Origin of the sequence: Bacillus sp. FCW2, from assembly GCF_021228595.1 — a bacterium.
GTDB classification, from domain to species: domain Bacteria; phylum Bacillota; class Bacilli; order Bacillales; family Bacillaceae; genus Bacillus; species Bacillus velezensis.
In genome coordinates this window covers 130,746-150,806 of sequence record NZ_CP089436.1, presented here as the reverse complement: position 1 = coordinate 150,806, position 20,061 = coordinate 130,746, and the positions used below count along the sequence as shown (strand labels likewise).

General features: G+C 48.1%; 18 protein-coding genes. 7 read left to right on the top strand and 11 right to left on the bottom strand.

The features are described 5' to 3' along the window. Window positions 1-114 precede the first annotated feature (114 nt). The 3 genes from K3G25_RS00810 to K3G25_RS00800 form a co-directional block, all read right to left on the bottom strand. Complete coding sequence (locus K3G25_RS00810; RefSeq protein ID WP_017417391.1) at window positions 115-759, bottom strand: SDR family oxidoreductase; 645 nt, start codon at window positions 757-759, stop codon at window positions 115-117. Between the two features lie 80 nt (window positions 760-839). Further along, window positions 840-1,835 carry a lipoate--protein ligase gene (lplJ, locus tag K3G25_RS00805; protein ID WP_003155205.1) on the bottom strand — a complete coding sequence of 332 codons (996 nt, stop codon included), beginning with the start codon at window positions 1,833-1,835 and terminating at the stop codon, window positions 840-842. A 12-nt stretch (window positions 1,836-1,847) separates the two neighbouring features. After that, window positions 1,848-2,582, bottom strand: a complete 735-nt coding sequence (locus tag K3G25_RS00800) for an MBL fold metallo-hydrolase (protein WP_017417389.1) — start codon at window positions 2,580-2,582, stop codon at window positions 1,848-1,850. A 151-nt stretch (window positions 2,583-2,733) separates the two neighbouring features. Between K3G25_RS00800 and yhfH the strand changes: the two genes are divergently transcribed. Then, window positions 2,734-2,874, top strand: coding sequence for a protein YhfH (gene yhfH, locus K3G25_RS00795; RefSeq protein ID WP_012117221.1), 141 nt, complete (start codon window positions 2,734-2,736; stop codon window positions 2,872-2,874). Window positions 2,875-3,108: 234 nt separating this feature from the next. After that, window positions 3,109-4,398, top strand: coding sequence for a glutamate/proton symporter GltT (locus tag K3G25_RS00790; protein WP_003155211.1), 1,290 nt, complete (start codon window positions 3,109-3,111; stop codon window positions 4,396-4,398). A gap of 40 nt (window positions 4,399-4,438) precedes the next feature. Here the strand turns inward: K3G25_RS00790 and K3G25_RS00785 are convergent, their stop codons facing one another. Beyond that, the gene (locus K3G25_RS00785) at window positions 4,439-5,470 is read right to left on the bottom strand and encodes a M42 family metallopeptidase (RefSeq protein WP_204283013.1); all 1,032 of its coding nucleotides are present in this window, start codon (window positions 5,468-5,470) and stop codon (window positions 4,439-4,441) included. 131 nt (window positions 5,471-5,601) lie between these two features. Here K3G25_RS00785 and K3G25_RS00780 point away from each other — a divergent pair, with 131 nt between their 5' ends. Together K3G25_RS00780 and fabHB are read left to right on the top strand one after the other, a co-directional pair. Continuing rightward, complete coding sequence (locus K3G25_RS00780) at window positions 5,602-5,820, top strand: hypothetical protein (protein ID WP_017417388.1); 219 nt, start codon at window positions 5,602-5,604, stop codon at window positions 5,818-5,820. A 136-nt stretch (window positions 5,821-5,956) separates the two neighbouring features. Continuing rightward, entirely contained in the window at window positions 5,957-6,934 is a 978-nt protein-coding gene (gene fabHB, locus K3G25_RS00775; protein ID WP_014417343.1) for a beta-ketoacyl-ACP synthase III FabHB, read from the top strand. A gap of 62 nt (window positions 6,935-6,996) precedes the next feature. On the opposite strand, the gene K3G25_RS00770 is transcribed toward fabHB, so the two are convergent. From K3G25_RS00770 to K3G25_RS00745, 6 genes are all read right to left on the bottom strand, one after another. Beyond that, entirely contained in the window at window positions 6,997-9,330 is a 2,334-nt protein-coding gene (locus K3G25_RS00770) for a YhgE/Pip domain-containing protein (RefSeq protein WP_021494936.1), read from the bottom strand. Between the two features lie 74 nt (window positions 9,331-9,404). Further along, on the bottom strand, window positions 9,405-9,977 hold the full coding sequence (locus tag K3G25_RS00765) for a TetR/AcrR family transcriptional regulator (RefSeq protein ID WP_003155219.1): 573 nt from the start codon (window positions 9,975-9,977) through the stop codon (window positions 9,405-9,407). A 148-nt stretch (window positions 9,978-10,125) separates the two neighbouring features. Then, entirely contained in the window at window positions 10,126-11,559 is a 1,434-nt protein-coding gene (gene hemY, locus K3G25_RS00760; RefSeq protein WP_014417341.1) for a protoporphyrinogen oxidase, read from the bottom strand. A gap of 27 nt (window positions 11,560-11,586) precedes the next feature. Continuing rightward, a complete protein-coding gene (gene hemH / locus K3G25_RS00755; protein ID WP_017417385.1) occupies window positions 11,587-12,522 on the bottom strand; it encodes a ferrochelatase in 936 nt (311 codons plus the stop codon). A 75-nt stretch (window positions 12,523-12,597) separates the two neighbouring features. Further along, a complete protein-coding gene (hemE, locus tag K3G25_RS00750) occupies window positions 12,598-13,659 on the bottom strand; it encodes a uroporphyrinogen decarboxylase (protein WP_179155970.1) in 1,062 nt (353 codons plus the stop codon). A 123-nt stretch (window positions 13,660-13,782) separates the two neighbouring features. Continuing rightward, entirely contained in the window at window positions 13,783-15,924 is a 2,142-nt protein-coding gene (locus K3G25_RS00745) for a transglycosylase domain-containing protein (protein WP_232489526.1), read from the bottom strand. Between the two features lie 122 nt (window positions 15,925-16,046). Between K3G25_RS00745 and hmoB the strand changes: the two genes are divergently transcribed. The 3 genes from hmoB (at window position 16,047) to K3G25_RS00730 (ending at window position 19,307) form a co-directional block, all read left to right on the top strand. Further along, window positions 16,047-16,547: a heme-degrading oxygenase HmoB gene (hmoB, locus tag K3G25_RS00740; RefSeq protein ID WP_017417382.1), complete on the top strand. Its 501-nt coding sequence runs from the start codon at window positions 16,047-16,049 to the stop codon at window positions 16,545-16,547. Between the two features lie 118 nt (window positions 16,548-16,665). Beyond that, window positions 16,666-18,051, top strand: a complete 1,386-nt coding sequence (locus tag K3G25_RS00735) for a hypothetical protein (protein WP_232489525.1) — start codon at window positions 16,666-16,668, stop codon at window positions 18,049-18,051. A gap of 68 nt (window positions 18,052-18,119) precedes the next feature. Beyond that, window positions 18,120-19,307: a M20 family metallopeptidase gene (locus tag K3G25_RS00730; protein ID WP_137987994.1), complete on the top strand. Its 1,188-nt coding sequence runs from the start codon at window positions 18,120-18,122 to the stop codon at window positions 19,305-19,307. Between the two features lie 28 nt (window positions 19,308-19,335). Here K3G25_RS00730 and K3G25_RS00725 read toward each other — a convergent pair whose 3' ends face one another. Then, window positions 19,336-20,040 (bottom strand): EcsC family protein, encoded by a 705-nt coding sequence (locus tag K3G25_RS00725; protein ID WP_095060912.1) that lies wholly within the window; start codon window positions 20,038-20,040, stop codon window positions 19,336-19,338. Between the last annotated feature and the right edge of the window lie 21 nt (window positions 20,041-20,061).

The window sequence follows — 20,061 nt, the reverse complement described above, 5'->3', positions numbered from 1 at the left end:
AAAGTAATGAATGAATAGTCATTCATTTATCCGGAATAAATGTTCACTTTTATTATAGAAAAATATAGAAAAACACTCAAGGGCAAAAAGCCCCGAGTGCCGTAAAACCGGAAACTATAATTGTTTCAGCGCTTCACTGACCGGCGTGCCGCCCGCCGTCAGATCGAATGCTTTTTCATACGTATTCGGTTCATCAAGGGATGCGATAACGGTCTTGGCGACATCGTCTCTTGAAATGGAGCCTCTTTCTAAATCGGCCGCGGCTTTGATATTTCCCGTGCCGGGATCATTTAATAACCCGCCCGGCCGGATAATCGTATACGTCAGACCGCTCGCTTCAAGAATTTTATCCGCATAATGCTTTGCGGCGTAATACGGCTTCAGCGCTTCATTCCAATTGCCGCGGTTATGAGCCTGAAGGGCGCTTACCATAATGAACCGCTTGATGCCGGCTTTCTTTGCCGCTTCTATCGCTTTCGCCGCTCCGTCAAGATCAATCAAAAGCGTCTTATCGTATCCGGTGCTTCCTCCTGATCCGGCGGTAAACACAATCGCGTCACAGCCTTCAGCAGCTTTCGCGATGTCTTCCGGGCTTCCTTCCAAATCTGCAAGAACGGCTTCTGTTCCCGCGGCTTGAAGCGCTTCTTTCTGCTCTTGTTTCCGGACCATCGCCCGCAGCGTATGTGTGCCGTCTTTTTGAAACAGCCCGGTCAGCCGCTGTCCGATCTGTCCGTTTGCTCCGATGAGAAATACTTTCATCATGATCCCTCCCTATACATTATGGTTCTATCATTTCACAAAAACGGGCGCTGATTCAAATCATGCGTTCGGCAAATGCTCTAATAAATCAGCTCGAGGAAATCTTCCAGCTCTATTTTACCGAAATACTGTTTCAGATCGATTCCGGCCAGCGCCTCCCTGATAGCGGTTCGGTCATACTGTTTTCCGGTCAGTGCCTGTTCGACTTCACTCACATCTTTCGCACCGAAGAAATCACCGAAAATTTTGCAGTCCTGAATGATTCCTTTTTTCACTTCAAGACGCAGATCAATCGATCCGACCGGATAACGTTTCGAATGCTGAAGATTAAATGCGGGCGACCTTCCGAAATTCCAGTCCCAGTTTTGATAGCGCTCTTCGGAAATCTTCCGGATCGCTTTCCAGTCTTCATCGGTCAGTTTATATTCCGGCACTTCGGAAAGATCATTTGTATTAAAAATATGGTGAAGCAGGTGCTTTTTGAATTCGTCCGCCGTCATTTTGTCATCAAGAAACTCGCTGATGTTGGCGACACGGCTTCTGATTGACTTAATGCCTTTTGATTCGATTTTATCTTTTTTCACTTTCAAGGCTGATACAACGTGATCAATGGCGGAATCCAGCATTAATGTTCCGTGGCTGAAAATACGCCCTTTCGTCGAAAATTGAGCGTTGCCGGAAATTTTTCTGCCGTCCGCGACGATGTCGTTTCGGCCGCTTAATTCAGCTTCCACACCGAGCTGGCGCAGCGCCTGAATAACGGGTTCGGTGAATTTTTTAAAATTATGAAAGCTGTCGCCGTCATCCTTGGTGATAAAACTGAAATTCAGATTCCCGAGGTCATGGTAAACCGCACCGCCCCCTGACAGCCTGCGGACGACGATGATTCCGTTATCTTCTACGTATTTCGTATTGATTTCTTCTATTGTGTTTTGGTTCTTCCCGATGATAATCGAGGGCTGATTGACATAAAACAGCAGGTATGTCTGTTCAGGGTCGAGATGCTTCACGCAATATTCCTCGATCGCGAGGTTGATCCTCGGGTCGGTTATGTTTTGATTGTCGATAAATAACATGGTGCTCCTCCTTTATTTCTCCCACTTCAATCCGGAAGCGGCGATTGTCACTTCGCCCCCGAACACGGATTCCGCTTCTTCTTTCAGCTTCCGGTGCTCGCCGAAATGAGGCAGATGCGTGAGAATCAGCTCCCCCGCTCCGGCCTCCTTCGCGATACGTCCGGCTTCCAAACTGTTCATATGGCCGGCTGACGTGCCGTCCTGGTCTGCGTAAAAATTGCACTCACAGATCAGCAGATCGGCATTTTCCGCAAACGGGATAAACGCGTCCTGGTAGCTTGAATCAGCCGTATACACAACAGAAGCTGAACCGTCAGTAATCCGCATCGCATAACAAGTGACCGGATGCACCGTTTTCAGAAAGGTAATGGTGAACGGCCCGGCAGAAAGCGGGCGGTCCGGCTGATAGGCCACTCCTTTTGTATGCGTTTTATATGTAAGACGCTCAAACTGTTCTATATCAGCATCATGCCCGTAAATCGGCAGTGCATGCGTCCCTTTTCCGAGAAAGGAGCCGACCTGTTTGGCAAATTGAAGCGGCCCGATATCAGCGATGTGATCATGATGATAATGGGACAAAATGACGGCATCAAGCTCTTCTGCCGGAACATAGGCAAACAGCTTTGATAATACGGCGCTTCCGCAATCGACGAGCAGAGAATAGCCGCCGGACTGAAACAGATAGCCTGAAGTTGCTTCGTTTGCGGCCGGAAACCCGCCGCAGCATCCAATAACTGTAACTTTCATATAATCCTCCGAATGTTTATGATAAAAAGTTCCTTTCCTCCAATATACCTATTTTTCGTACAAATTGCATGTTTTAAACATTGTGCTAAAACAGCCGTTGATTTTCTCAAACTGTTATAATACAATGTAAAGACAAAACAATGAAAGAGGGATGGGTATGTTGGAAAAGATGTCGGATTTTTTCAGAAATTTACCCGGTAAGAAATGCGAAGAATGCGGAAATGAGATTGTTGAGCAGTATGAGTGTCACATTAATTTGTGTAATGACTGCTTGAAAATTAAGGATATGTGACAATAGGGCGCCGCACAATTCTAAGTTGTGCGGCGCCCGTTTTTTTCGGCCCTCATCATACTTTCTGAATAGGGCGTTATTCACCATTATTAGCAATTATCTGTACGTTTTAAAATATTCAGTATTTTCAATCTATATTTTTCTATAGACGGATTGTTTTCTTTTCTATTATAATTTGTTCTAATAGCTATCTTTTTAGATACTTATTGCACTTTTTTCTTCGGGAGGTAATCTATGAAAAAATTACGCTTTGGACTAGCGACGCAAATTTTCGTCGGACTCATACTAGGGGTTGTAGTCGGTGTCATCTGGTACGGCAATCCCGCCATTCCAACATATTTACAGCCTATCGGCGATTTGTTTTTACGCTTAATCAAAATGATAGTGATTCCAATTGTCGTCTCCAGCTTAATCATCGGCGTTGCCGGCGCGGGAAGCGGAAAACAAGTCGGAAAATTAGGCTTCAAAACGATTTTGTATTTTGAGATCATTACCACTTTTGCCATTATTCTCGGGCTGGCTTTGGCGAATCTGTTTCATCCGGGAACAGGCGTTAATATACATGAAGCTCAAAAGACAGATATCAGTCAATATGTTGAAACAGAAAAAGAACAAAATAACAAATCTATCGCAGACACATTCCTGCATATCGTACCGACAAACTTCTTCCAATCATTAGCCGAAGGAGATCTGCTTGCCATTATCTGCTTTACCGTGCTGTTTGCACTCGGCATCTCGGCAATCGGTGAAAAAGGAAAGCCTGTCTTGGCCTTCTTTGAAGGTGTTTCTCATGCGATGTTCCATGTTGTGAACCTGGTCATGAAAGTTGCGCCGTTTGGTGTTTTTGCGTTGATTGGTGTTACCGTTTCCAAATTTGGGCTCAGTTCCCTGCTTTCACTCGGTAAACTGGTCGGTTTAGTATATGTAGCTTTGGCTTTCTTTCTCATTGTTGTATTCGGAATCGTCGGAAAGCTTGCCGGAGTAAACATTTTCAAATTCCTCGCCTATATGAAGGATGAAATTTTATTAGCGTTCAGTACGTCAAGCTCCGAAACCGTACTCCCCCGCGTTATGGAAAAAATGGAGAAAATCGGCTGTCCGAAAGGTATTGTTTCCTTTGTTGTGCCGATCGGATATACCTTTAACTTAGACGGATCTGTGCTGTACCAATCTATCGCCGCTTTATTCCTCGCTCAGGTATACCACATTGACTTGTCCATTTGGCAGCAGATTACCCTTGTGCTTGTCTTGATGGTCACTTCCAAAGGAATGGCTGCCGTGCCCGGGACTTCTTTCGTCGTCCTGCTTGCGACATTAGGCGCATTCAACATTCCTGCAGAAGGCCTTGCATTCATCGCCGGGGTTGACCGGATTATGGACATGGCCCGTACGGTCGTCAATCTGACCGGAAACGCGCTGGCATCCGTTGTGATGTCAAAATGGGAAGGCCAGTATGATCCCGTTAAAGGCGCGAAGGTCATGAGCCTCGCCAAAACAGAACAAAACACAACCATCTCAGGTTAAAATGAAAACCCTGCACGGAATGATTTCCGCGCAGGGTTTTTTATGCCATCGGCGATAGAACGTACCGATGCAAAAGCTTCGCCGTATTAAGAAGCGATAATTCATGCGTGCGTTCAAAAGCGTGTGAAGCGTCAATTCCCGGGCCGATCAGCCCGTGGACGATGTCATGGCCCGAACGGATGGCTGCTGAGGCATCAGAACCGTAATACGGATAAATATCAAGCTGATAATCAATGCCATAGCGCTCCGCAAGCCCGGCCAGATGTTTTCTGAGCTGATAATGGTACGGGCCGCTCGCATCCTTCACGCAAATGGAGACGGTATATTCATCCGTAGACTGGCCGTCTCCGATCGCCCCCATATCAACAGCCAAGTATTCGACGGTCTCAGGAGGAATGTTGGAATTGCCGCCGTAGCCGATTTCTTCATTATTAGAAATCAGAAAATGCGTCGTATACGGAAGTTCGATTTTCTCTTCCGTGATGCGGCGGATTAAATTCAAGAGCAGTGCCACGCTCGCTTTGTCATCAAGATGACGGGACTTAATAAAGCCGCTCGGCGTAATCTGCACGCGCGGGTCAAATGAGATGAAATCGCCGACCCTGATGCCGAGATCGGACGTCTCTTCCTTCGTCCGGACAGGCTCATCAAGGCGGACTTCCATATTCTCCTGATTCCGCTCTGCCTTGCCGGCGTCCTTGTAGACGTGCACTGAAGTCTGATGCATTAAGATGGTGCCTGTATAGGTTTTGCCGGAAGAAGTTTGGATCTCGCAATATTCCCCTTCAATCGAGTTATATCGGAAGCCGCCGATCAAATCAATCTTCAGCCGGCCGTCCGCCTTTATCTCCTTTACCATCGCGCCGAGCGTATCGACATGCGCCGTCAGCAATCTGTGTTTCTTGTCATCACGGCCGGGAATTGTGACAAAAAGACCGCCTTTGCGGTTCCTGTAAGAGGAGACGCCCCATTCTTTTAAAAGACTTTCTGTATAGGCGATAACCTCGTATGTATTGCCCGTCGGACTCGGAATCGACACCAATTCTTTAATCAGTTCCATCGTATGTTTCATATTTTCCACAGGTCATTCCTCCTATCAATTTTATTCTTCTTAAAATATACTCTTTTGATCCATAACCCGTCCAATCTTTTCCTTCTCTTTTTTCATAGAATGAAGGGAGCATGAGCATAGGAGGGAAATGTATGATCAGCCGTAAACCGCACAAGCGGAAAAGATTTCATAATGATTGGTTTGAGGATTGGTTTGAGGATAATTGGTCTGGTGCAGCCTTCTGGGGCTGTAAAAAAGAAAAAGATCACTGTAAAAAGAAAAAAGAAGACCCTTGTAAAAAGAAGAAAGATAAAAAGAAGAAAGATAAAAAGAAGCATCATCATTCATGCTGCCGCTGCCGTCATTGGTAATCGTTCACACAAGCCCGTTTTACAAATAGATTCTCATGCTCCCCAAACAGCGGATGCTGCTTGGGTTTTTTTATTAAAATTAGTACCAAGTAATAATATCAGGTGTTATAATCTGATATAAAGGAGTGATTTTTTCATGTCAAAATCTAAAATTACAGCAATCGGTACATATGCTCCGGCACGCCGATTAACAAACGCGGATTTGGAGCGCATCGTCGATACATCTGATGAATGGATCGTCCAGCGCACCGGTATGAAGGAAAGACGCATTGCCGGCGAACATGAATTCACATCGGATTTGTGTGTGGAAGCGGTGAAAAACCTTGCAGAACGATACAGCGGAACTCTTGATGATGTCGATATGATCCTTGTCGCCACAACGACGGCGGACTATGCGTTTCCAAGCACCGCGGCACGCGTGCAGGCTTACTTCGGCTGGCCGCAAACGGGGGCGCTTGATATTAACGCCACATGCGCCGGACTCACTTACGGCCTTCAGCTCGCAGACGCATTAATTACCGCCGGTTCCCATCAAAAAGTGATTGTCATTGCCGGTGAAACATTATCAAAGGTAACGGATTATACTGACCGGACGACCTGTGTTCTTTTTGGAGACGCTGCTGGCGCCCTATTGGTGGAACGCGATGAATCAGCGCCGGGCTTTTTGGCAGCCGTGCAAGGAACAGCGGGAGGCAGCGCGGACGTGCTGTATCGCACGGGACTGAGCGCAGAATTAAACGGCGAGCCGCTTAAAGGCGGAGGAAACATGGTGCAAAACGGGCGCGAAGTATATAAATGGGCGGCCAGAACCGTGCCTGAGGAATGCAATGCCCTTTTAGAAAAAGCCGGCTTTTCAAAAGACGATCTGGATTGGTTCGTTCCTCACAGCGCCAACATGCGGATGATCGAATCCATCTGTGAAAAACTGCCCTTCCCGCTTGAACGGACATTGACAAGCGTTGAATATTACGGCAACACTTCATCGGTTTCTATTATTCTCGCTTTGGATGAAGCTGTGAAAGCGAAAAAACTGTCGGAAGGCCAGACGCTGGTATTATTCGGGTTCGGCGGAGGATTGACGTATACCGGACTGTTGGTGAGATGGGGATTTTAATAGTACGACGATCGAAATCTAAAAAAAAGAGGCCCTGAGCATCTGCTCAGAGCCTCTTTTTCTTATGCTGTTATTTCTTCTTCCGTTTTGTGTTCTTTTTTGCTTTGCACCGTAAAATACACGATGGTCAGCGCGATCATGACAACGGCGATGCCCAACAGAATGGATGCCTGCTGCCACATATAGCCGTAATCGCCATTTGAAATGACGGCGCGGAACCCGTTGATGCTGTAAGTCATCGGCAGTGCCCCGTGAATCACTTGATAGAATCCCGGCAGGAGTTCAAGCGGGAAGGTTCCTCCGCTTGCCCCGAGCTGGAGCACCAGAATGATGACAGCGATAAAACGTCCCGGATTCCCCATCGTTGTCGCCAATAATTGAATCATGGACAGGAACGCGATGCTGGTAATCATCGTAAAGAGATAGAATCTCCAAGTGCTCTCCACATCAAGCCCGATTCCTTTTAACAGAACCGTGGCGACAATAACGGATTGAATCAGTCCGACAAGCAGAATAACGCTGAATTTGCTGAGGAACCATTCAAAACCGTTTCTCGGACGCCCTGAAGCTTCACTCAGAGGGAATACGACCGTCAGCATCAATCCGCCGACATACAAGCCCATAGAGAGAATATAAGGCGTCAGTCCGGTACCGTAGTTAGGCACGGAATGAATCGCGTTATCGTCCGTTTTTACCGGATCGGCAAACATGCTGTACGTTTTGTCATCTGTCTTAATGTCCCCGGTTTGATCGGCCGCATCTTTCAGCTGGCTGGACAATTGTCCGGTGCCGTCTAAAAGTTTGCTTAAACCGGTGCCGAGAGATGCTTGACCCTGCTCAATTTTGGACGAGCCGTCATGGATTTTGTTTTGCGCATCCAGGAGTTTCGTTAAGCCGCCTGATACTTGGCCGCTCCCTGACACTAACGCTTCTGATCCTGATTTGAGCTGTCCGAACTTGCTGTTGTATTCGCCGATGCCGGCCGTCAGTTTATTTTGGCTTTCAAAGACGGTCTGCGCTCCGCTGTACAATTTATCAGTTCCCGCTGTCAGCTGGTTAATCGCGTCTTGTACCGCCGCTGCGCCGTTATACAGTTTCGATGTGGACTGAGGCAGTGCTTTCAGCTGATCAGCCTTCGCTTTTACATCTTTGAGCGCGCTTTTTATGACTGACATATCCGGAAGCTGAATATCTCCGCCGGACGGAAGCTGGCTGACGATATTGTCTAAATCCGGAAGGTCGGCCTTCGGAAGCTTCTCATTCAGTAGCTGAACAAGTTTCGCTTTTTGCTCATCCGTTAAGAAATCACTGTCCTTAATCACCTTTTTGACCGCGTCATCCCGGGCATCCAGGTTGTTTTTCAGATCAGAAAGCTTCTTCTTAAACTGCTGCAGGTCCTTTTCAGTCTGCTCGAGCTGCCCAACCGCGTTTTCAATGTCTGACAGGTTGACTGAATTGATCGCATCTTCAAATGCCGCCGCTTTTTGCGACACTTCCTGCGCCTTGCTGTTTAACGCGCTTAATCCATTCGTTAAATCCGGAAGCTTTTGCTGGAGCTGCTTTTGTGCGTCAAGGCTCGTTTTCAGCCCGCTGGCCACTTGGCCTCCTCCTGAAGCAATCTGTCCTGATTTATCTTGAATTTCGGCGCTTGCGCTCTGAAGTTTTGCGATAGAGCTGTCAAGCGTTTGAATTCCGCTTGTCACTTTCGCCGCTCCGTCTGCAAGCTGCTGCGTTTTATCGCTGATGGTGGCGGTGCTTTCAGTAAGCTTCGCTAAATTTTCCTTCAGCTTGGCGCTGCCGTCTTTCGCGTTTTTCGTGCCGTCGTCTATTTTCTTGGCTCCGCTGCTGGCTTTGCCGAGCCCTTTGGCAATATCTTTAAAGTTATCAAAAATGACTTTTGCGTATTGCTCTGTCACTTCTTTCGACACGGAGGCTTTCAGTTTGTCGATCGCCTTTTCCCCGATTGTCGCGCCGACATAGTTTGATCCGGCATTCGTATGATATTTCAGATCCAGCTTCTTCGGATTTTTATCCATTACCGTGCTGGCGTTTTTCGAAAAATCTTCAGGAATCTCGACCAATAAATAATATTTAGCATTTAATAAGTCCTTTAACGATTGATCAAGATCGCTTGAAAAATGCCAATCAAAATTATCATTTTTCTTTAACTCTTTCACAAGATCGTCACCGATCTGAAGATGTTTCCCTTCGTAGTCCGCCCCTTTATCCTGGTTGACAACGACAACCGGCAGCTGATCCACCGTGCCGTACGGGTCCCAGTACGCCTTCAAAAACACTCCGCTGTAGATCAGCGGAACGAATAATATGGCAATGATGGGGATTAACAGTTTCTTGTTCGTTACAATGTCTTTCCACTGGCTTTTTATTGTATTCAACCCTGTTGCCTCCTTCCGCAAACTGACTCATTTGACAAAACGGTCACGGCACCTAAAAAGTGAAGGATCATCTATTATTTAGATAATCCTTGACCAACATACATTTCCAGCAATTCGGCGATCGTCTCTTTTTCAAGAGGCGGATGGTTTTTTTCCCAGTCAAATATCAGCGCGATGTAGAGCTTGAGCATCACAAAAGCGGTCAGTTCCGGATCACACGGTTTAATGCTTCCGTTTTCAATGGCTGTTTCTATCTTTTCTTTAATGTATGACAGAATGGCCCGCTCCATTTTCGCAATGACATCCTGAACGGCTATTGTACCAATCTCGGCGTTCTCCTGAAAAATTTTAATAGTCAGCTGGTGTGTTTTTCTGAATTCCAAAATCGCGACAAGCGCCCGGTGGACATTTTCGTGAAATGAAAGCTCCGGTTTCATCGCTTCGTCTGCGTGTTCCTTCATTTCTCTTAAAATAGTGGTGAAAATATCATCAAACAGTTCTTCTTTGTTTTTGAAAAACGTGTAGATGGTTCCCTTCCCCACATTTGCAAGCTTTGCCACCAGATCCATTGTCGTTGCTTTGTAGCCGAATTGTGTAAAAGACTTCGTTGCCGCTTCCAGAATGAGCTTTTTCCGATCGACGGACATGTTTCCCACCTCGTTAAATTGACCGTTTGAACGTTTTAGTCATTTTGTACATAAGATAACTTATCACAGTCGCAAAGAAGATTCAAATGTTTTTTCTCTTTACTGGTGTTCCCTTTACAGAACGGGAACATGCAAAAAAACCTCCGTTTTACGATAACGGAGGCTGGTACGTTTCAAATAAATAAGCCAGTGAATCATATACGGCGGCTTTTCCCTGGTCGATACAGTCGGGGATGCCCACCCCTTCGAATGACGCGCCCGTCGCGTATACGCCCGGATAGGAAGCTTTCAGCGCATCTCTGAACTCTTTGATGCGCTCCTTATGGCCGACATGGTATTGCGGCATGCTTTCGTTCCAGCGGGTCACACAGGTCATTTCCGGTTCGCCATTCATTTTCATTACTTTTTTCAAATCTTCCATTACGATTTTAATGATCTCGTTATCTGAAAGATCTACGATGGATTCATCTCCGGCCTTTCCGACGTACGCCCTGAGAAGCGTTTTGCCCTCCGGCGCCGCGTGCGGCCATTTTTTATTCGTCCATGTGCAGGCCGTGATGGAGAAGTCGCTGTTTCTTGAGATTACGAATCCCGTACCTTCATGCTCCATCTTGACGGCTCCCTCAGGAAAACCTAAGGCGACGTTGGCAACGGACGTAGAATGCATGTCTTTGAGACATGAAACCGCCGGCAGATCAGAAAGCATTTTCGCCGCGGCTTTATGCGGGGCTGTTACTATGCATCCTTCCGCATAGAGCACTTTGCCGTTATCAAGCGTCACGGAATATCCTTTCTCCTCGCGGCCGATATGGGTGACTTTCGTTCCTTTCATCACCTTTGTCAGCGTAAGCTGCTTTTCCAGCTCCTCCACCAACGTTTGAAGCCCTGTCGTCAGCGTTAAAAACTGGCCCTGCTTTTTGGCCGTCAGCTGCTGTCCCGAAGGCTGCGGACGTGATTTTTTCATACCGAGAATCAGGCTTCTGTGCTTTTGCTCAGTCTGATAGAATTGCGGAAACGTAGACATGAGGCTCAGCTTATCAATATCTCCGGCATAAATCCCTGATAATAGCGGTTCTATTAAATTCTCAACAACTTCGTCACCGACGCGTCTGCGGAAAAATTCACCCAGAGACTGATCTTCCTTCGGTTTGCTCGCAGGCAGGACAAAGTCAAGCGCCGCCCGCGCTTTTCCGGGAACAGAAAATAAACCGGTGGAGATGAACGGAGCGATTTTGGTCGGAATGCCCATCACCGCGCCCTTCGGCATCGGATGAAGCGTCTCGTTGACGAGCACGTAAGACTGTCCGGTCGCATTGTTGACGAGCAGATGCTCAAGCCCCAAATCCTTGACGAGCTGCGGCGCGCTTTTTTTCCTTTCCAAAAAAGAATCCGGGCCCCGCTCAATGATGTAGCCGTCTTTATGCGCCGTCTGAATTTTGCCGCCGGCTCTCGGGCCCGCTTCGATCAGGGTGACCTCAAGCGGCAGCTGTTTTTCTTTGATTTCTTTTTCCATGTAGAAGGCGGCGGCTAATCCCGTTATGCCGCCGCCGATGATGACCAGATGTTTTTTATCGCCACTCATTTTTATCGCCTTCTTTACCGTTTAATTCTACTTGTCCAGCTCTTTCAGCACGACCGCTGCAAGCGCGTCGATAAATTCAGGCTGTGCGTTCGGCATGGCCGGACGATAGTAGCTTGCGCCGACTTCTTCAGTCACAGCTTTGCATTCATAATCATTATCGTAAAGCACCTCTAAATGATCGGCAACGAAGCCTGCGGGCACGTATACAAATGCCTTATAAGGATGCTTTTGATACAGCTCGCGCGTGAGATCCTGCACATCCGGCCCGAGCCACGGATCAGGGGTGTTCCCTTCGCTTTGCCAGCCGACTGCGTATTCGGTAATTCCGGCGCCTTCGGCAATCAGTTTTGCGGATTCCTCCAGCTGGTCAGGATACGGATCGCCGTATTCTTTAATTTTTTCAGGAAGGCTGTGCGCTGAGACGATCAGCATCGCGTCATCCCGTTCTTCTTTCGGCATTGATTCATACGTTTTCTTCACCTGGCCGACCCAATAATCAACGAATTTCGGTTCATCATACCAGCTTTCAACGGACTTGATGGTCAAGCCGCCGAGCTTCTCCGCTTCTTCTTTCGCGCGTTTGTTGTATGACTGGACGCTGAATGTTGAAAAATGAGGGGCGAGCACAAGGCTGACAGCTTCTGTAATGCCGTCTTTATGCATGTCCGCCACCGCGTCTTCAATAAACGGTTCAATATGTTTTAATCCGATGTACACTTTGAATGTTACATCATCCTGGATTTCATTTAAACGCTGTGCGAGCTTCTCCGCCTGCTCCTGCGTGATTTTCGCCAGCGGAGAAATGCCTCCGATCGCTTCATATCTGTCTTTTAAATCTTGAAGCATATGAGGCTCCGGCTTTCTTCCGCGTCTGATATGCGTATAATAACGTTCTATGTCCTCTTCTTTGTAAGGCGTTCCGTAAGCCATGACAAGAAGCCCCATTTTCTTTTTGCTGCTCATTTTGTTAAACACCTCTTTTGATGGTCTGTCTACCTTGATTTTGACAGGAAAATCTACTTATAACCAACGATCTGCTCAGGAAGATTGTTCCGTTTTTTTGGCAGCGGAATATTCATGTACAAACGCCGTCAGCTTTTTCAGCGTTTCCGGATTGACATCAGGGAATACGCCGTGCCCTAAATTGAAAATAAACCCGTCCGCTTTCATGCCTTGATCAAGTATCGCTTTCGCTTTTTTCTCGATGACTTCCCAAGGCGCAAGAAGAAGCGACGGATCAAGATTGCCCTGAACCGTTTTTGTAATGCCTTGTTTTCTGGCGTCATCTATGCCGAGTCTCCAATCAAGACCGACGACATCAAGAGGAAGGTCATGCCAATCCCCGGCCAGATGGCTTGCGCCTACGCCGAACATGATCAGCGGAACTTGCTCTGCAGAAAGCTCCCGGAAAATTCTGTCCATCACCGGTTTTATAAACTGCCGGTAATCTTCGCGGTTCAGCGCGCCGACCCATGAATCAAAAATCTGAATGGCTTTTGCGCCGGCGTTAATCTGCGCTTTTGCATAAACGATAATCATGTCCGCGAGCTTGTCCATCAGCATTTGCCACGCTTGCGGCATACTGTGCATAAACGCTTTTGTTTTGTTGTAATTTTTAGAAGGCCCGCCTTCAATCATATAACTGGCCAGCGTAAAAGGCGCTCCCGAAAAACCGATGAGCGGAACATTCAGCTGTTCGTTTACGAGTAATCGGATCGTTTCCAGCACGTAAGGAACATCCTGTTCGGGATTCAGTTCGCCGAGCTTTTCAATATCCGCAGCAGAGCGCACCGGCTGATCGATCACCGGGCCGATTCCGTTTTTTATTTCAACATCCACTCCGATATAAGGAAGCGGCGTCATAATGTCTTTATATAAAATGGCAGCGTCCACTCCGTACTGCTCGACCGGGAGCCTCGTCACATACGCGCACAGCTCGGGCTGATGCGTAATTTCGACTAAGCCGTACCTTTCCTTCAGCTTGCGGTATTCCGGCTGCGACCTCCCCGCCTGTCTCATGTACCAGACAGGGACGTGATTTGTCTTTTCTCCCCGTGCCGCTTTTAAAAACGTATCATTAAACGCTTCTCGTTTACTCATCTGAATTTCCACCTTTCCTCCTGCAACCATACGTTCGTGTTCTTCGCCCATTACACTATACCTTGTTTTTTCAAAAGCGTATAGAATTGAGGCTTAATGTTCAAAAAATCGCCGAATTCATGATTAAGAAGAAAAAAGCTTCGGCTGAACGTATTCCGTTCCCTCTCCTTCTTGATCCGTCTGTGAATTATATGGAACGACTTTGTATGAAGCCCCTGAAAACAGATTGGCGTACGGTATGTCAAAGCTGCCTTTTCCTTTCACCGAATCCAGAAGCTTGTCTTTTCCGTCTTTCTTCTCATATATTCGGTAAACAACCCGATCATCCTTTTGAATATCCCATTTTAATTGAACCGTAATCAGTCCCATCGCCTTAAATGTATAACGGGCCGACAGGGACTTTACCGCCTCCAGCTCAATCGGGCTGCCCAGTTCCTTCACATTTTCAGGCTTTTTGAATGTCCGGCCGTTTTCCCCCGCTTTTGTAACGATATCTTTAAAGAGTCTGACCGGGTATTGGCTTCCGCCTTTCAGGTAATGGGTTTTATCCGTTTTGTCATAGCCCATCCAGACGGCTCCCGTCAGTCCGGGAGTGTATCCCGCAAACCAGGCGTCCTTTGTCGCGCCGGGGACGCCGGTAAATGTGGTCGTGCCGGTTTTCCCCGCCAGGTCACCTTGATAGCTGCCTTGTGAAGCGGTTCCTTCTTTTACGACCTGCTGAAGCATTCTCGTCATATTCCATGCCGTCTGTCCGCTGAAGACGCGCGTTTTGCCGTTTTTAGGCCCGGACAACGTTTCTCCGTCTTCGTCCGAGATGTTCTCTATAAAAAATGGCTTCGTATACATTCCGCTTGCCGCAAAGGTATGATAAGCTCCGGCAAGCTGAAGCGGGGTGACGCCTTCAGACAGACCGCCCAGCGCAATCGCGAGTCCGTTGTCAGAAATGTTTATACCGTTTTTCTCAAGATACGATTTTCCCGTATCTACGCCGATCTGCTTCAATGTCCAGACAGCGGGCGCATTTATGCTGTAAGTGATCGCATCCTGCATCGTCACTTCCCCCTTGTACTGTCCGTCATAATTTTTCGGTTCATACCCGTCGTAGGACGTGAGTTTGTCTTGGAGAAGCGAATACGGTTTGAACTTGTCTTCCTGCATGGCGGGCCCGTATACGGCAATCGGCTTAAACGTTGAGCCCGGCTGCCGCTTCGCCGTAACCCTGTTGTATCCTTTTGTCACGTAGTCGCGTCCGCCGACCGCCGCGCGCACGCCTCCGGTTTTATTATCAATAAAGACGGCGCTTCCCTCTGCCGCCTGATCCGTCCCCGGAAAATAGCCGCTTTCCTTCATGAGGGTGTATGCCGTTTTCTGCAGCTTGGAATCAAGTGACGTCCGGATCGTATAGCCGCCTTGAAGCAGCTGTTCACCCGACATCGAATAACGGGATTCCGCCTCCTTGATGACAAGATCGATATAACTGTCAAACCAAGGCGTTTCTGATGTTTTCTTGACATGAAGCCCCAATGTCCGGCCCTGGGCTCTGACGGCTTCCTTGGCGCTGATATAGCCTTGGTCGTTCATCATTGCAAGAATCGTATCGCGGCGTTCTTTATTTTTATCCGGATGCTGAATCGGCGAATAAAGAGATGGCGCCTTCGGAATCGCTGCCAGAACGGCTCCTTCCGCAACGGTTAAATCTTTTACTTCTTTATTAAAGTAGTAGTGGGACGCGGCTTGAATGCCGTAAACGCCATGGCCGAAATAAAGCTGGTTCAGGTACATTTCAAGCAGCTTGTCCTTGCTGTAATCACGCTCAAGATTGATGGCGATAATGACTTCCTTCGTCTTGCGCAAAAATGTTTTATCATGAGTCAGAAAAATGTTTTTCGCCAGCTGCTGGGTGATCGTGCTTCCGCCTTCCACCTTGCCGCCTGCTAAAACATCCCGGAACACCGCCCGGCCGACAGACTTCACATCAATGCCGTGATGTTCGTAAAACCGTTTATCTTCAACGGCGATAAAGGCATCTCTCACATCTTCCGGAACCTGCTGAATGGATACCGGCTCGCGATTTTCCGTATAGAGGCTCGCGATTTCATCACCGTTTTGATCGACGATTTTTGAAGATGCGTGCAGTATTAATTTCTTTTCATCGATGACATAATGGCCGAGAAATATAATGATAATGTATCCGATTAACGCGAGAAAAGCGGTTGCCGCCGCAATTACAGCCGGAATAAAGAATCTTTTTTTCTTTTTCAGCATAAGTCACCTCGCCTTTCTTAACTTGTAGTATGGGAAATATTGTTTCGAATTATGTCAGAATGAGTCGCCAATAGAAACTTATACCACTCTTTTGATATACTAGCAAGCAGGAGGTGGCTGATATGAAGGTTTATATTACATACGGGACAGCCGATTTTTTAAAGACGATTGCAAAGAAACACCCGAGTGAGAATATGGTGCTGATGCAAGGGGAGGATAATGCGGTTTTAATTCATGAAACAAATGGAGAAACCGTTTTTCAGGCGCCCCATTCCTATGAAAGCATCGACAGCGTCGGGGAAATCAAAAATCCGGGCTACGCCGTCCTCAACAACATCGCCGTTACCCAGGAAGGCCGTCCGCTGTTTGAAAACCGGTTTAAAAACCGCGCCGGCAAAGTGGAAAATGAACCCGGTTTTCAAGCCATCCGCGTATTAAGACCGCTCGAAGGCGATACGTATGTCATTTTGACCCTGTGGGAAGAGGAAAAAGCCTTTCAGGATTGGCAGCAGTCAAACTCTTATCAGGAAGCTCATAAAAAACGCGGAACATCTGCCGGCATCGACACGACGTCTATTTTTTCCCGTCCGTCTTATGTAACCGCTTATTACGCAATAGACTAAAAAACCGCCGGAGATTCTCCGGCTTTTTTAATGTCCCGATTTTACGCTTCGTTCTTTGCACCTTCCGCCCGCCTATGAATACCCTGTAGCAATCCTATTTATAAACGGAGTGGTTCAATTGGGGATCGGCGTCTACTCGGTACATCTGCTTTATGTTGCTTTTATCGCGGCCATTATCGTTTTTATGCTTCTCAGAAAAGATACAACCTTTATTTCACTCGCCGGCATTTTTGTGATTGCGCTATGGACGACGCATTCATTCTCCGCTTCGGTCAGCAGCCTGTTTCACAGCTTCACGTATGCCGCCGGAGAATTGCTTCCGACGATTTTTATCATTTGTTTTATCGTGGCGATGAGCGGCCTCTTGACCAAAACCGGTATTAATGAAGCGATGATTTCTCCGTTTGCAAAGCTGATGAAAGGGCCGGCTGTCGCGTATTGGGTTATCGGCTGTCTGATGTTTGCCATCTCTCTTTTTTTCTGGCCGTCACCCGGTGTGGCGCTGATCGGCGCTGTGCTGCTTCCCGCAGCGATCCGGGCGGGCCTTTCTCCGATCGCCGCGGCTATGGCGATGAACCTGTTCGGCCACGGATTCGCTTTATCTGGGGATTACGTCATTCAGGCGGCCCCGAAATTAACGGCCGATGCCGCGGGCATTCCCGTGGGCGATGTCATGCAGGCAAGTATTCCGCTCGTTTTGATCATGGGGTTAACGACGACAATCACCGCTTTCTTCCTCATCATGCGGGATCGAAAAAAAACGAAGGCCCCCCTCTCCTTGGACAGCTCCGGTTCTTTGGACACAAGTATGTATCTGGCGAAAAAACTCAGGGTGATCCTGGCGGTTTTCATTCCGCTTGTTTTTCTTGCCGATATTATCTGCATGATCGTATACCGTCTGCAGGGAAACGAGGCGACGGCACTCGTCGGAGGAACCGCGATCGGCATTCTCCTGATCGTTCATTTCATTGTATATAAAGAGCGGCATTTAGAAAAGATCACCGAGTATTTTATCGGCGGTTTTCAATTCGGCTTTAAAGTATTCGGCCCCGTTATTCCGATCGCGGCCTTCTTTTATCTCGGTGACGCGGGGTTTAAAAGTATTTTGAACACCCCGCTGCCGAAAGGATCTGCGGGGATCGTCAATGACCTCGGATTGGCCCTGTCCCATTCTTTTCCGATGTCCGGAGAATTCGCCGGCATCGCCCTGGCCGCAGTCGGTGCGATTACCGGGCTCGACGGGTCAGGGTTTTCCGGTATATCTCTTGCAGGCTCGATGGCAAAGCTGTTTTCTGCCGCGCTTCATACGGACCCGGCCGTTTTAACGGCGCTGGGCCAGATTTCAGCGATCTGGGTCGGGGGCGGAACATTGGTCCCTTGGGCACTGATCCCCGCTGCGGCTATTTGTAAAGTTGATCCGTTTGAGCTTGCCAGGAAAAACTTTATCCCGGTTGCGGCCGGGCTAGTCGTCACAACGATCGCCGCCATCATCATTCTCCCGTAGCAAAAGGATTGAAATCTTCTGACATTTTCTATACAATCATGGGAAAAGCAGACGAGGGGGCATCGCTTTTGACGTTAACGACACTTCAAAAAAGCTTAAACGCTCAGCTTGACGGGCTGTATGAGGAAATGGTTGAAATCAGGCGTCACCTTCACATGAATCCCGAGCCATCGTTTAAGGAGAAAAAAACACCGGCGTTCATCGCCTCATTTTATGAAAAGCTCGGCGTTCCCATCCGGACGAATGTCGGGGGCAACGGTGTCACAGCCTATATTGAAGGCAGTGAACCGGGACCGGCCGTGGCACTCAGAGCTGATTTTGACGCTTTGCCGATACAGGATGAAAAAGATGTGCCCTATGCTTCACAAATTCCCGGCGTCATGCACGCCTGCGGGCACGACGGCCATACGGCGGCTCTGCTTGCTGTCGGAAAAGTGCTGTACCGCAACCGGGAAAAACTGAAAGGGTCATTTGTGATGATCCACCAGCACGCCGAAGAATTATCTCCCGGCGGAGCAAAAGCAATGATTGAGGATGGCTGCCTCGAGCATGTCGATGCCATTTTCGGCACTCACCTTTGGGCGACTGAACCCGTCGGGACGGTCTTATGCCGCCCGGGCGCAGTGATGGCCGCCGCTGACGGCTTTACGATTAAAGTCATCGGCAAAGGCGGCCACGGCGCGATTCCTCACGATACGAAGGACGCCGTTTTAATTGGCTCACAAATCGTCACGGCTCTTCAGCATATCGTCAGCCGACGGGTAAATCCGGTGCAGCCGGCCGTCATCTCAGCCGGCTCATTCATCGCTGAAAATCCGTTTAACGCGATTGCCGATCAGGCAGTCATATCAGGCACCGTCCGCTCGTTTGACGAAAGTGTGCGCAGCCTGCTCGAAGCAGAAATAGAAGCCGTCGTAAAAGGAATCTGTTCCATGCACTCCGCTTCCTATGAATATCGTTTCAAGCGCGGTTATCCCGCCGTCGTTAATCATCCTGAGGAAGCGGCGCACGCGGCGGCAGCCGCAGCGGAAACAGAGGGCGTCACGAAGGTCGTTGAAGGAGAGCCGCAGATGGCCGGAGAGGATTTTTCCTATTATCTGCAGCATACAAAAGGCGCATTTTTCTTTACGGGCGCCGCTTTAGAAAACGCGGAAACCATTTATCCTCATCACCACCCGAAATTTGATTTTAATGAAAAAGCGATGCTGACGGCCGCCAAGGTGCTTATCGGCGCCGCGGTAAGCTACCCCCGCTGACATAAAAACATAAAAAGCAGCCGGTACATTACGTACCGGCTGCTTTGATTCTTAAATGAAAAACGTGCCTTGCCGTCTCACCGAGCTGTGACAGCAGTTTATAATTGGCTGCTCCGCCCACGGCGGCTCCGACCACCGGCAAAAGCTGAAACAATTTCACCACGTCCAGATAATCGCGGTATTCCTGCTGAAAAACTCTCCAATCGACATCATGCTTTTTCGAATCCCATTGTTCAATCATTGAGTATATGCGTTTCCGCTGTTCACCGCTTGAGAAAGCCAGCTGAAAAATAAACAGCAAAAACAATCGCTCATCCCTGTCTTTCACATCATAGCCGTAAATGGAGGCAAGATCGAACAGACATTTCATTTTAATGGATAGCAGCAAAGGAAAATCAGCCATCCCTAAAAAAATTCCGCCGGCCCCCGTACCGATACCTTCAGCTGCCGCGACCTTTTGGTACGATACGATGGTTTGTCTGGCAAGGGCATCTTTTTCAGCAAGCGTCATACCGTGTGTATCCCGCTTGCTTTTCACCAGATTTGAACCAGCCATTGTTGCTTCGGTCATTTTTTTAATGCTTTCTGTGATGACGGCATGAATTTTATCGGGAATCCGCTCATTGATTTTCGCCTGCATTCCTTTAGAAAAACGTTCAAGCATAGAATCTTTGCGCAAAAAACGCGCTTTCCATTGCAGTGCTTCCTGTATCAGCTGCTGATCGTCGGTCATCTGTGTCTCCTTCTTTCATTG